10 protein-coding genes are annotated in these 12,078 nt (G+C 68.1%); 4 read left to right on the top strand and 6 right to left on the bottom strand.

Translation table 11 applies throughout. From position 1 onward, the window contains the following. Window positions 1-653: hypothetical protein (locus tag VFQ05_08025; GenBank protein ID HET9326703.1), on the top strand; the 653-nt coding region annotated here is incomplete at its 5' end. 64 nt (window positions 654-717) lie between these two features. Here VFQ05_08025 and VFQ05_08020 read toward each other — a convergent pair. From VFQ05_08020 to VFQ05_08005, 4 genes are all read right to left on the bottom strand, one after another. Further along, the gene (locus VFQ05_08020; GenBank protein HET9326702.1) at window positions 718-2,196 is read right to left on the bottom strand and encodes a M28 family peptidase; all 1,479 of its coding nucleotides are present in this window, start codon (window positions 2,194-2,196) and stop codon (window positions 718-720) included. A gap of 175 nt (window positions 2,197-2,371) precedes the next feature. Then, window positions 2,372-3,004 carry a hypothetical protein gene (locus VFQ05_08015; GenBank protein HET9326701.1) on the bottom strand — a complete coding sequence of 211 codons (633 nt, stop codon included), beginning with the start codon at window positions 3,002-3,004 and terminating at the stop codon, window positions 2,372-2,374. A gap of 198 nt (window positions 3,005-3,202) precedes the next feature. Further along, the gene (locus VFQ05_08010; protein ID HET9326700.1) at window positions 3,203-4,579 is read right to left on the bottom strand and encodes a sigma-54 dependent transcriptional regulator; all 1,377 of its coding nucleotides are present in this window, start codon (window positions 4,577-4,579) and stop codon (window positions 3,203-3,205) included. Window positions 4,580-4,591: 12 nt separating this feature from the next. Then, window positions 4,592-5,227, bottom strand: coding sequence for a hypothetical protein (locus VFQ05_08005; protein ID HET9326699.1), 636 nt, complete (start codon window positions 5,225-5,227; stop codon window positions 4,592-4,594). 80 nt (window positions 5,228-5,307) lie between these two features. Here VFQ05_08005 and VFQ05_08000 point away from each other — a divergent pair, with 80 nt between their 5' ends. The 3 genes from VFQ05_08000 (at window position 5,308) to VFQ05_07990 (ending at window position 9,724) form a co-directional block, all read left to right on the top strand. Beyond that, entirely contained in the window at window positions 5,308-7,425 is a 2,118-nt protein-coding gene (locus VFQ05_08000; protein HET9326698.1) for an ATP-binding protein, read from the top strand. 97 nt (window positions 7,426-7,522) lie between these two features. Beyond that, a complete protein-coding gene (locus VFQ05_07995; protein HET9326697.1) occupies window positions 7,523-8,341 on the top strand; it encodes an AraC family transcriptional regulator in 819 nt (272 codons plus the stop codon). A gap of 93 nt (window positions 8,342-8,434) precedes the next feature. Next, complete coding sequence (locus VFQ05_07990; protein HET9326696.1) at window positions 8,435-9,724, top strand: serine hydrolase domain-containing protein; 1,290 nt, start codon at window positions 8,435-8,437, stop codon at window positions 9,722-9,724. On the opposite strand, the gene VFQ05_07985 is transcribed toward VFQ05_07990, so the two are convergent. Next, window positions 9,725-10,891: a CoA transferase gene (locus VFQ05_07985; GenBank protein ID HET9326695.1), complete on the bottom strand. Its 1,167-nt coding sequence runs from the start codon at window positions 10,889-10,891 to the stop codon at window positions 9,725-9,727. Further along, window positions 10,888-12,072 (bottom strand): glycosyltransferase 87 family protein, encoded by a 1,185-nt coding sequence (locus VFQ05_07980; GenBank protein HET9326694.1) that lies wholly within the window; start codon window positions 12,070-12,072, stop codon window positions 10,888-10,890. Before VFQ05_07980 ends, VFQ05_07985 begins: the two co-directional genes overlap by 4 nt. Between the last annotated feature and the right edge of the window lie 6 nt (window positions 12,073-12,078).

Here is a 12,078-nt window from a genome sequence, read left to right as displayed (position 1 = left end):
GCCACCAGATCCCGAGCGGCGACCTGTCAGCCGTGTTCGAGCGCGTGCTCGAGATCGCGGTAAAGCAGCTCGAGAAGCAGAAGTTCGCCGCCACGGACCGACCGCGCCGGATGCAGCCGGCCGCAAATGGCAACCCGCGCTACATCCCACGTCATGTGAAGCGTGCCGTCTGGAGGAGAGATGGTGGTCGATGCACGTTCATCAGCTCGGATGGCCATCGTTGCGGGGAACGGAGCAGACTCGAATTCGACCACGTTGTTCCTGTCGCTCGCGGGGGACAGTCCACGGTGAGTGGGATCCGGCTACGTTGCCGGGCGCACAACCTCTATGCCGCCGAATGCGCGTTCGGCGCTGACTGGATGAGAGGGAAACGTGAAGAGGCTCGGGCCGCAGCCGCAACACGGAAGCAGGCTGTCGCGGATGAGAATGCCAAGGCGCCAGACTCGGCCAAGGCTCTTGCCGTGCAAGCCGTCGAAGAGGTCATCCCTTACCTGCGAGCCCTTCGAATCCCGGCCAGGGATGCCCGCCTGGCGGCCGAGAAATGCACCAGCATTCCGTCCGCACCGCTCGAGGAAAGGGTTCGGCTCGCGCTCTCTTCATTCGGGCCAAGAAAGACCTTCACGCGACCCGTGAACACGGCATTCGCCCCGTAAGGCCCGACAAGCGCTCTGGCTCCAGGTGGCTTCCTTCCAGACGTCCATCGGCCGCGGGCGTGCGCTAGGGCTTGGTGCCCGCGCCTCCAGGCTTCGCGATCGGCTCCACCGGGGTGCTGCCGGTAGCCTGTGGCTTCGGAAGCCGGCCCAATCCGCCTTCGACCTCGGCGGCCATCAGCGCGACCATGGCGTAGGCGGCCACGTTCTGTCGCAGCAGCGCCGGATCCACCTTGTCGAAGGTGTCGTTGGCGTTGTGGTGAAGGTCGAAATACGGCGCCGCGTCCGTCTCGAGCGCCATCAACGGCATGCCCAGCCCGCCCAGCGTGTCGATGTCCGCGCCGGCGCTCGCCTCGTTGCCTCCCCACACGATGCCCATGGGCTCGAGCGCGGCATGGAACTCGCGGGCCACCTGAAGCCGCTCGAGCGGCACCTTGCTGTGCAGCGACAGCACGCGGAAGGCGCCGAGGTCGGACTCCAGGCCGAGCACGTGCTGATCGATCTCCGCGCGGTGATCACGGGCGTAGGCCCTGGCGCCCGAGGTGCCGTTCTCCTCGTTGGCGTAGAGAACGACGCGCAGCGTGCGCGCCGGCTTCATCTGCGCCACCAGTCGCGCGGCGGCCGTCACGATCGCCACGCCGGCGCCGTCATCGTGAGCGCCGGTGCCGAGATCCCACGAGTCGAGATGAGCGGCGAGGAGCACGATCTCCTTGCGCCACTTCCTTCCCGGGAACTCACCGATCACGTTGGCCGACATCGTCGACTCGGCCATCACCGAGGTATTGAAGACGCGCATGCGCACCGGCTGGCCCGAGGCGATCTGACGCTCGAGCAGATCGGCATCGGGATTGGAGAGCGCAAGCCCGGCGATCCGGGGACCCTTGGGGTCGTTTCGTGTGCCGCCGGTGTGCGGGAATCGCGCGTTCGATGTGCCGACGCTGCGAATCAACGCGGCGACGGCGCCGAGCTTGGCGGCTTCGCTGGGCCCCCGGCTACGGATGGGAACCGCGGCCCGGTATCCGGCGATGTCATGGGTGCGCTCCATGCGGCGGTTGAAGAACACGATCCTGCCGGCGATCCGATCGCGCGGCATCTTGGCCAGCTCCTCGAGCGAGCCGACCGTGACGACTTCGGCCTCGACTCCTTCCGGGGGCGTGGCGACCGATCCCCCGAGTGCTGCGACGGTCAGGCTCTGGGGCCACGGTGACACGATCTCGGCTCTGGCCTCGCCACGGATCCAGCGCGGCACGCGCACGGGCTCGGCGCGAACGTTCTGGAAGCCCAGCGACTTGAGCTTGGCGACGGCCCACGCGACCGCGCGCGCGTCCGCGGGTGAGCCGGCAAGCCGAGGACCCACCTCGGTGGTCAGCGAGCGCAGGCACTCGTACGCGGTGTCGTCGTCCAGCGCGCGATCGCGCACCGTTCGCGCGCGCTCGAGGATGGCGGGCGAGAGTGCGGCCGCCAGCACCCAGGGAGCGCTCAAGGCGAGGAGCGCCGCGGCAGCGAACACGGACCGACCGAGCGAGGGGTGCCGCCTGGACGCCATGGCCGCGCAGCCTACACCGCGCCGCCGTGCCGGAAAAAGTTCAAGGCGCCGATCCTCGTTTCTCCCCCACGCGCCGAGGGAAATTCGTCGGTACCGGCGCCCTGTTTTGCGCGGTCGAAGTGCGGAATCCATCCGGCGACCGCGCGACATTGGCTCAGCTCGTTGGTCGACTCTGCTAATTCACCAGCACGGCGATCTCCCTGCTCACCAGGAACGTCATGGTCGTGCCGTGCCGAAGCTCGACCTGATAACCTCTCGACGCCGCCACGGCACCGGTGGCCACCGCGCCACCGACGAGCGCGCCTTTGGCGGCGTCGTCACCGTCTCCGCCGAGCGCCTTGCCCAGCAATGCCCCGACCGCGGCGCCTCCCGCGATGGCGCCGATGTTCCGCGCCCGAGTCGAGCCGGCAATGACCGGGTCGGCCTCGGCGCGCAGGGCGATCTTGCGGTCTTCCAGTCTCACCGCCCGGACTCCGAGCTCGAGCCGCGCGCGGCTTCCGCGCTGTGCAGGCTCGGCGCTCACGATCGTTCCTTCGACTCGGCTGCCCGCCGGCAGGACCTCACGGCCCTGCTCGATCACCGGCTTGACCAGCGTGCCGGTCCACACATCGCCCACGCTGGCGGTCTTGGAGGACAGCGACGAAGCGAGACGCACGTCGAGCTGCGTGCCCATCGGGACCTTGATCCTCGTGCCAAAGATGGTCGAACCGGAGATCTTCGCGGCCACCGGCTGGTCGGAGCGGCAACCACCGAGGAGGATCAGACTGGTTCCGAGCAAGACGAGCCACACGCAGCGATCGATCTTCATGTCGTCTCCTCGAGAGAGTTCTCTTGCTTCCGTGATCGAGGGGTCGGCACGAAACGGTGGCGACCCGGTCCGGAGGGGCATCCGCAGTGTCCATGCCAGCGGCGAACCGGCCGAAAACCCAATGAAAAGGCCCGGGACAGAGTCCCGGGCTTGTAAAGAAGACCCGCCGCCGTGTAGGCCCTACACGGAACCGTGAAGCTACTCGGGGGGTGAGGTCACCGTGCGGTTGGCGTAGAGATTGAGCCGGTTGTAGAGCGTCTTCAGGCTGATCCCGAGCACGTCTGCAGTGCGCCGCTTGTCCCCGCCGCATTGTTCGAGGGTCGCCTGGATCATGATTCGCTCGACCTCGTCGAGCGGGAGCCCCACCGAGATGGCGCCCAGCCCGCCGGTGTTCCGCGTGCTCCCGGCGCTCGGCGTCGACAAGGTATCGACCCCGAACAGCTCGGAGGCCACCGCGTTCTCCGAGAGGATGAACGCGCGCTGGACGGCGTTCTTGAGCTCTCGCACGTTACCCGGCCACGAGTGGCGGCGCAGCGCCTCGCGCGCCTCGGCGCTGAGGGTCTTGTTCGTGCCTTCGGCCTGGTTGAGGCGCTCGAGGAAGTGCTCGGCCAGCAGCTCGACGTCGCGGCCGCGCTCGCGGAGCGGCGGCAGGACGATGGGAAAGACGTTGAGCCGGTAGAAGAGATCCTCGCGGAGCTTGCCGTCGCGCACCGCATCCTGCGGCGAGCGGTTGGTGGCGGCGACGAGCCGCACGTTGACCTGGATGGGCTGCTCGCCACCGATGCGGCTCACCAAGCCGGTCTCGAGCACGCGCAGCAGCTTGGTCTGCAGATCCGGCGGCATCTCGGTGATCTCGTCCAGGAACAAGGTCCCGTTCGAGGCCCGCTCGAAGAACCCACGGTGCTGCTGAGTCGCTCCCGTGAAGCTGCCGCGCTCGTGGCCGAACAGCTCGCTCTCGATCAGATTCGAAGGGACGGCCCCGCAGTTGACCGGAAGGAACGGGCCCTTGCGGCGAGGTCCAAGCTCATGAAGGGTCTGCGCGACCAGCTCCTTGCCGGTGCCGCTCTCGCCGACCACCAGCACTCCCGCCTCGGTCGGCGCCACCTTGGCGACCAGGTCGTAGACCCGCTGGATCGCCGGGGAATTGCCGATCATCGGGCCGAAACGGCCGAGCTGTCGCAGCTGCCCGCGCAGCGTCCCGATCTCCTCCTGGAGCGCCAGGGTGCGGGAGATGTTGGTGAGGATGGCTTTGAGCCTCGGCACGTCGACCGGCTTGGTGAGGTAGTCGCGCGCGCCGGTGCGCAGCGCTTCCACCGCCGTCTCCACGGTGGCATTTCCGGTGATCAGAACCACCTGCGGGCGCGGCCCTTCCTCGACGGCTTCGAGCAGGTCGAGGCCTTTGCCGTCGGGCAGCATCAGGTCCGCCAGCACGAGGTCGGGGGGTGTCTTGGCCAGGCGCTGCCGGGCCTCGGAAAGCGAGGCCGCGGTGGCGGTTTCGAATCCTTCGAGACCGACGACTTCGGCCAGCGCCTCACGGATGTTCGGATCGTCGTCCACGATCAAAGCACGGGGCACGTATCGCTTCTCCTAACGAGTACTGGTCTGGATAGGTATGCGTAAAGCAACGACCGAGCCGGTAGGGCTCGCATCGAAACCGCCGCCGATGTTCTCGATGATGTCGGCCACCGCGGGGAGCCACTGGTGGACGAGCGGGCCTTCGATTTCCAGGGTGCCGTCGACGTCGAGACGCAGCTCGAGTCTTTCCTCTTTCTTCAGGGCGAGGCTCGCTTCGAGCAAGGTTACCAGAAGCACTCGCTGGATCACATCACGGGTTCCTTCGAGCATCAGAGGCTGATCGGGCAGCGTGATCAGGAGCTCGGTGTTACGGTCTTTGTGGAACGGGGAGAGCAGCGCCTCGACGTTCCGGATCACGCCGCGAAGGTCCAGGCTCGCTTCGGCCTTTTCGGAAGGACGCGTGGTGGCGAGAACGTGGTCGAAGAACGCCTTGAGCGACCTCATGGCCTCGTTTGCCTTGGCCGAGCGGATCTTGAGTTTTTCCCACGCCTCGCCGTCGCCCGGAGAGGCCCGTCGCAGGACCTCGGAACTGATGTCGAGCTGGAAGTTCAGGCTGGCCAGATGATTGTTCAAGCCGTGATTGAGGCTCGCGTTCAGAAGCCTCAGGGCGCGGAGGTAGTGGAGGTCCAGATCTTCGTTGCGGCTCATGACTTCAGGATGAAGGTCGGAGGGGGCCGAGGCAAGGCCCCCATGGCGAGCCTGCAGGCCGGGCGTATACTTGCCTCCCGATGACTACCGCGGGAAAGCTTTGGCTCGGCTTCGGTTTGCTGATCGCTCTGCTGGTCGGGACCGGGGTCTTCGTGGCCCATCGTCTGGCCCTGATCGAGCGCGCCCTGACGACCATCATGGCGGTGCAAGAGCCTGCCACTGCAGCCACTTACGAGATGGCGGTCAACGTCATCACCACCCGGTCGGCCGTGCTTCACTACAGCGACACCGGGGATCTCGAGGAGAGGGCGCGGGTGGGTGTCCTGATGTCGGAGTTCGGGCGCCACAAGCAGTACTTCGACCAGGTCGCCCGCTCGCTGACGTCGCGCGAGCTGGGACGTCGCATCGAGACCGGCTACGCGACATTCCGCCGTCAGGGGGACTCGCTGATGGCTGTGAGCGATCAGCAGCGGGAGCACGCGGCGGCCTTTGCAAAGCGCAGCGACGAGCTGCGCGAGCTGATGGATCCCGGCCTCCGCATCCATCTGGACACGCGCGGCCGCGAGGGACCGCGCCGCATCACCGATATGAGCCGGATGGAAGCGGATATCGCGGGCGTGGGCGCGGCGCTGGGACAATTCATGACGACCCGCGAGTCTCGTCATCGCGTCCGCGTCTCGTTTCACGAGAGCCACTTCGAAGTCACGGCCACGGATCTCCGTCAGACTGGTCTGAACGAGGACGAGCGCAGACGTCTCTCCCGCGTCGAGTCGGCCTTCGAGCACTACGTCGCAGAGGCGCGCAACATCATGTCGGTCACCGACGAGAACCGCCAGATCTACGCGCGCTTCACCGCAGCCGGCGTCTTGCTCGAGCGTCTGGTGGGCGAGGGCATCCGCAGCCTGGCGCGCGACGACCTGCGCGACGCGCAGCAATCGGCGCGGCTCGCCATTCGCACCAGCCTGATCGCTGTGATCGTGCTGCTGGTGGCCGGAATCATCATCGGGGTCGCCACCGCGGTTCCCACCGGACAGAGCATCGTGCGCGCCGACCTGGACCTGCGCGAGCGCATGCGCGAGCTGGCCGACGCTCATCAGCGGAAGGACGAGTTCCTCGGCGTCCTGGGCCACGAGCTCCGGAACCCACTGGCGCCGCTCAGCAACGCGCTGAACGTCCTGGAAGCGCGCAAGGGCGAGGTGCCGGAAGACATCCGCGACACCCACGCCATGATGATGCGGCAGGTGCGCAGCATGTCGCGTCTGGTCGACGATCTGCTCGACGTCTCGCGGATCAACCAGGGCAAGATTCCGCTGCGCCGTGAGCCCACCGACCTCGCGAGCGTCGCGTTCGAGACCGCGCATGATCTCGAGCCGGTGGTGACCGCTCACCGCCATCAGCTCGAGGTGGTGAAGCCTTCGCGGCCGGCATGGGTCCACGCGGACCCCACGAGGCTCGCCCAGATCACCTCGAACCTGCTCCAGAACGCGATCAAGTACACGCCCGACGGAGGGCGCATCGTGCTCGAGGTCGAGAGCAAGGACGGGCAGGCGGTGCTGCGGGTGACCGACAACGGCATCGGGATCTCTCCGGCGATGCTGCCGCTCGTGTTCGAGCCCTTCATCCAGGGCGACCATTCACGCACTCGCGCGCAGGGTGGACTCGGCATCGGGCTCACGCTGGTGAGCCGGCTGGTCGAGCTGCATGGCGGTCGCACCACGGTCGAGAGCCCAGGTCTCGGGCGCGGAAGCACGTTCACGGTTCGCCTACCCTCGGTCCCTGCGCCTCCTCCTCCGGCCAAGCCCGCTCTGCCTCCGGACCCCTCCCCGCGGCGGCGCATCCTGGTGGTGGACGACAACGAGGATTCGGCCGAGAGCATGGCGATCCTGCTGCGCATGTGGGGTCATCACGTCGACGTCGCCCACGACGGGCCGACCGCGCTCGTCTCCGCCGCCGAGAATCGCCCCGAGGTCGTCTTCCTCGACATCGGTCTGCCGGGCATGGACGGCTACGAAGTCGCCCGCCGTCTCCGCCAGCAGCAGAACGGCAAGGCGCTGACCTTGATCGCGCTCACCGGGATGGGCCGGGACGAGGACCGCCGGCGTGCCATGGAGGCCGGTTTCGATCGGCACGTCACCAAGCCGGTCGGGCCCGAGACCCTGCAGTCGATCGTGGGACCCGTTCCCGCGTCGCCGGTATGACGCGGCCCTCCGGGAGCACGTCGCTCCAACCCTTCATCCGGCTTGCGGGTCCAACCACTGGAGTCACGGAAACCCGACCCCACTCGGAGAGCCTGTCATGAGTTCCATGAGGATCGAATCGGCGGGAGAACGCTTCGGCAAGGTGCTCGCGACTCGGCGCGTCGGCCGATTCCTGCTGCGGCGCTCGACCTACCGGCCACACCTGATGACGCCGTCGCACGAGCACGGCGCTCCTTATCTCTCGTTCCTCGTGCAGGGCTCACAGCGTGAGACTGGACGATGGGGTCGTCGGGACTACGAGGCGGGATCCCTGCACTTCCATCCGTCCTGCGAACCTCACGCCGTCGTCGTGGGTCCGAGCGGGATGACGTCGCTCAGCTTCGGCCCGAGCGGCCGTGTGGGACTTTCGCTCGACGCACAGCCACCCCGGCCGGCGGACCTGGACGATCCCGTTCTCGCCGATCTCGCGCGCCGCTGCAACGCCGAGCTCGCCGCCACCGACAGCGCCTCCGATCTGGCGATCGAGGGCCTGTGCCTCGAGCTCGTGGCCGCCTGCATGCGACGCCGCACTCAGGGCGGCCGGCGGGCCCCACGCTGGCTCTCGACGGCACGCGACTATCTGCACGCGCACCTCGACGGCCGGGTGACGCTCCGCGATTTGTCGGCGGTCGCGGGTGTGCACGAAGCTCATCTCACCCGCACCTTTCGCCGCCACCTCGGCATTTCGCCCGGAGGCTATCAGCGGCGGCTGCGCATCGAGCGCGCGCGGCTCGCGCTGGAGACGACCGAAGACTCGATCGTCGAGATCGCGCTGGCGGCGGGATTCTCGAGCCAGTCGCACTTCACCCGCGTGTTCCACCGCCATCTCGGCGTGCCACCCGCACTCTACCGGCGAGAGCTCGGCCGGCGACGGTAGGCACGGCCCGGGACAACACGCTCGGATCGTGCAAGAACGCCGGGGAAGGCGCGATTAGGGTCCTCTCGCTCGCGGGTTTTCCCTGGAGATGCGATGGCCCTACTGAAGCTCCTGACCATGGTCCTGCTGGTGCTCGCCTTCGCGCCGGCATCCTCCTCGAATTGGAAGCCGGACAGCCGTCTCGCCAAGGCGATCGACGATTACGCCAAGCCGTTGGACGCAGGCCGCCAGCTCTCGGGCCAGCTCCTGGTGGCCCGCCACGGCCAGATCGTGGTCGAGCGCTTCTACGGTTACGCCCACTGGGAGCTGAAGGCGCCGGTCACGGCGGAAACCCGATTCAACATCGCTTCGGTGACCAAGCCGATGACGGGAACGCTCGCCATCCAGCTCCTCTCCGAGAAGAAGCTGAGGATGACCGACTCGATCGCGCGCTGGTTTCCGGACTTTCCCAAGGGCCATCGCATCACCTTCGGGCACCTGATGCGCCACCGCTCGGGGATACGCCATGAGCTCTGGCCGGACAGCGAGTCGACGCGTCCCGTGACCACCGTTCAGGTCGTGGAGCGCGCCAAGACGCTGCCCCTCGATCACGAGCCCGATGCGCGCGGCGGGTACAGCTCGGGCGGCTTCTCCGTGCTGACCCGCATTCTCGAGCGGGTGACGGGCCAGAGCTACGCCGAGCTGCTGGCCAAACGCATCTTCGAGCCGCTCGGCATGACGCATTCGAGCGACCATGACAGCCGCGCTTTGCTGCCGGGACGGGCCCGCGCCGTCACGCCCGGCCCAGGTGGTCTGGAGAACGCGGAATACCAGGACTTCTCGGCGATCGTGGGCGCGGGATCGGTTTGGTCCACGGCGCGCGATCTCCATCGTTTCGTGCAAGGGATCGTGAGCGGAAAGCTCGGCCCTGGCCCGCGATATTCCTACCTCCGCGATGGCCGGATCGACTTCAACGGGATCGCCGGCGGGTACCGGTCGTTCTGTGACTACGACAGCGTCTCGGGGCTCGAGGTGATCTTCGTGGGCAATCTCCAGACCGGCGCGCCGGACCTGATTCGCCGCGCGCTTCCGAAGCTCGCGGCGGGCGAGGCCGTCCCGGCGCCCGCGCTTCCGGCGCTCAGCGCGCAGCCTCCGTCGGAGTCCGATCTCAGGAAGTACGAAGCCACCTACGAGCTCGGCAACCACACCAAGCTCGTGATCCGCGCGCACCGCGGCGTGCTCTGGGCGAACCAGTGGGTGCTCATGCCGATGGAAGGCGGCGGGTTCTTCTCGCCTCGAGACTACGGCAAGGTGCACTTCGTCGCGGGGCCCGACGGACGTTTCGAGCGCCTCGACTGGGAGCAGCGAGGGCAGGTCTATCCCGCCCCTCGCGTGGCGGGATGATCACGGCACGAACCTTTTCCAGAACTCCGCGGTGTGCTCGCCGAGCGCCGGCGGCGGAAGACGCAACGGAGGCCTCACCTCGTCGATCCGCCAGGGCATCTGGAACAGGTCGGTCTCCCCGCCCGCGACTTTGATCCGGGGCGCGATCATGCCCCGCGCTTCCAGCGCCGGATCACGGACCACCTCGTGCACTTCGCGCACGGCGCCGGCGGGGACGCGCGCGGCGCGGAATCGCTCCAGCCAGTGCGCGCGCGGCGCTTCGGCGAAGCGCGACGCCAGCCAGGCCACCACGTCGGACTTGTGGAGCACGCGCGCCGGGTTCTTCGCGAAGCGTGGATCGTCCCCTCGCTCGGGATCGCCGAGCGCCTGGCAGACACGGCGCCACTGCTCGTCGTTCCCCACGGCGAGCACCATCAGGCCGTCCGCCGCTTCGAAGGTCTGGTACGGGACGATGTGGGGATGAGCGTTGCCATGGCGGCGCGCCGGCTTGCCGGTCGTGAGCACGCCCTGGGAGACGTTGACCATGGCGTGCACGCCGACTTCGAAGAGCGCCAGGTCGATGTGCGCGCCTCCGCGCCCGCGCGCCTGCCCGACCAAGGAGCCGAGAATCGCCGCGGCGGCGTGCGCGCCGGACAGCACGTCGACCAGCGCCACGCCCACCTTGGTCGGCGGACCTTCCTCCTGGCCGGTGATGCTCTGCAGGCCGATGAATCCCTGGAGCACCGCGTCGTAGCCCGGCAGCTCGGCATACGGCCCGTCCTGGCCGAAGCCGGTGATCGAGCACACCACGAGCTCGGGCTTGGCCTTTCGGAGCGAACCCGCATCCAGCCCGAAGGGAACGAGCGTGCCCGGAAGATAGTTCTCGACCACCACGTCGGCGGCCATCGCCGCGCGCTTCACCGCCTCCAGATCGCGCGGATTCCTGAAGTCGAGCTCGGCCGAGCGCTTGTTGCGGTTGACGCTCAGGTAATACGCGCTCTGGTTGCCGACGAACGGCGGGCCCCAGGCGCGCGTCTCGTCGCCGATGCCCGGGCGCTCGACCTTCCACACCTCGGCGCCGAGATCCCCGAGCAGCATGGTGGCGTAAGGTCCGGCGAGCACGCGAGAGAGATCGAGAACGACGATTCCTTCGAGCGGCCGGTGGGCCACGAACGCCGTCTGGCTCACGCGGCTTGCTCCACCGGCGACACGGATCGCTCGGCGCGCTGCAGCACCACCACCAGCCACCAGACGAGCGGCAGCAGGATCGCCGCGAACTGAAGGACCGTCTCGCTCGGAGCGCGGCCGGCGGCCACCGGAACGCCCAGGACCGAGAGGATCATGGCAATGAACAGCCGTCCGGCGGGACCTTCGAGCCGCGGCGGCGCCAGGGCCAGAGGCGCCGCGGCCGCGAGCACGAATCCGTACGCCATCGGGCGCGGAGTGAGCAGCGCGTACAGCCACACGGCGGTGAAGGCCCAGCGCCGCGCGTCACGCGCGCGCCACGTGTCGTTCAGCCAGCGGGCGCTGACCGCGAGCATCGCGGCCACGAACAGCAGCCAGCCTCCGAACGCGAGGCCGAGCGCCAGATGCTCCGAGTCCATGGCGCCGCGAGCATAGGTCAGGAAGAGCGCCAGCATGCTGGGATTCGAAGCGCCCACGGGAAAGACTTCCGCCAGCTTGGCGAGGAATCCCGACCAGCGCGACGCCGGGCCGATCCACAGCGGACCCCACACCAGGAGCGCCAGCGCCAGCGCGTTGATCGCCAGCAGCTTTGGGCTCGGCTTTCGATCCGCGGTCGGCACGAGCAGGAGGAGCAGCAGAAACGCAGGCGTCAGCTTGAAGCACGACGCCGCCACGATCCACGCGGAAAACGCGCCGCGCCTTCCGTCCACGAAGGCCGAGAGGCCGATCCAGATCAGCGCCGCCTCGAGAATGCCGACGTTGCCGGCGCGCAAGTCCCACAGCGCGCTGCCCCCGAACGAGAAGAGGCCGACCAGCGCGAGCGGAAGCCAACCAACGTCCGAGGCGACGCGATGCCAGAGGATGACCAGCCCGATCAGCAGCAGGACCTTGAAGCTGACCCAGACCGAGAGCGCCATGGCGAGCGGCATCTGCGCGAGCACCAGGAACGGCATGAGCCCGATCGGCGGATAGACGAAGGGATACAAGACCTGCTTGCCGTGGGCGAGCGAGGACAGATTCTCGAGCGAGTAGGGATCGAGTCCGGCGAGCGCCGCGCGCGCCGCCAGGTGGTAGGTGCCCGTGTCCCATTGCGCGGTGCGCTGGCGGGCGGCGAACGACACGAGCCAGGCCAGCAACAATGCGAGCGCGATCCACTCGAGACCGCGAGCGGTCCATCGCAGCACGGCGCT

This window comes from Candidatus Eisenbacteria bacterium, assembly GCA_035712145.1.
Taxonomy (GTDB): Bacteria; Eisenbacteria; RBG-16-71-46; order RBG-16-71-46; family RBG-16-71-46; genus DASTBI01.
Note: the sequence above shows the minus strand (reverse complement) of the source record. Positions and strands in the feature narration are given on the sequence as shown.

Bases quoted from the DNA above. Each gene is read 5' to 3' on its own strand.
- VFQ05_08020 (HET9326702.1), bottom strand. From the start codon at position 2,196: ATGGCGTCCAGGCGGCACCCCTCGCTCGGTCGGTCCGTGTTCGCTGCC.
- VFQ05_08015 (HET9326701.1), bottom strand. From the start codon at position 3,004: ATGAAGATCGATCGCTGCGTGTGGCTCGTCTTGCTCGGAACCAGTCTG.
- VFQ05_08005 (HET9326699.1), bottom strand. From the start codon at position 5,227: ATGAGCCGCAACGAAGATCTGGACCTCCACTACCTCCGCGCCCTGAGG.
- VFQ05_08000 (HET9326698.1), top strand. From the start codon at position 5,308: ATGACTACCGCGGGAAAGCTTTGGCTCGGCTTCGGTTTGCTGATCGCT.
- VFQ05_07995 (HET9326697.1), top strand. From the start codon at position 7,523: ATGAGTTCCATGAGGATCGAATCGGCGGGAGAACGCTTCGGCAAGGTG.
- VFQ05_07990 (HET9326696.1), top strand. From the start codon at position 8,435: ATGGCCCTACTGAAGCTCCTGACCATGGTCCTGCTGGTGCTCGCCTTC.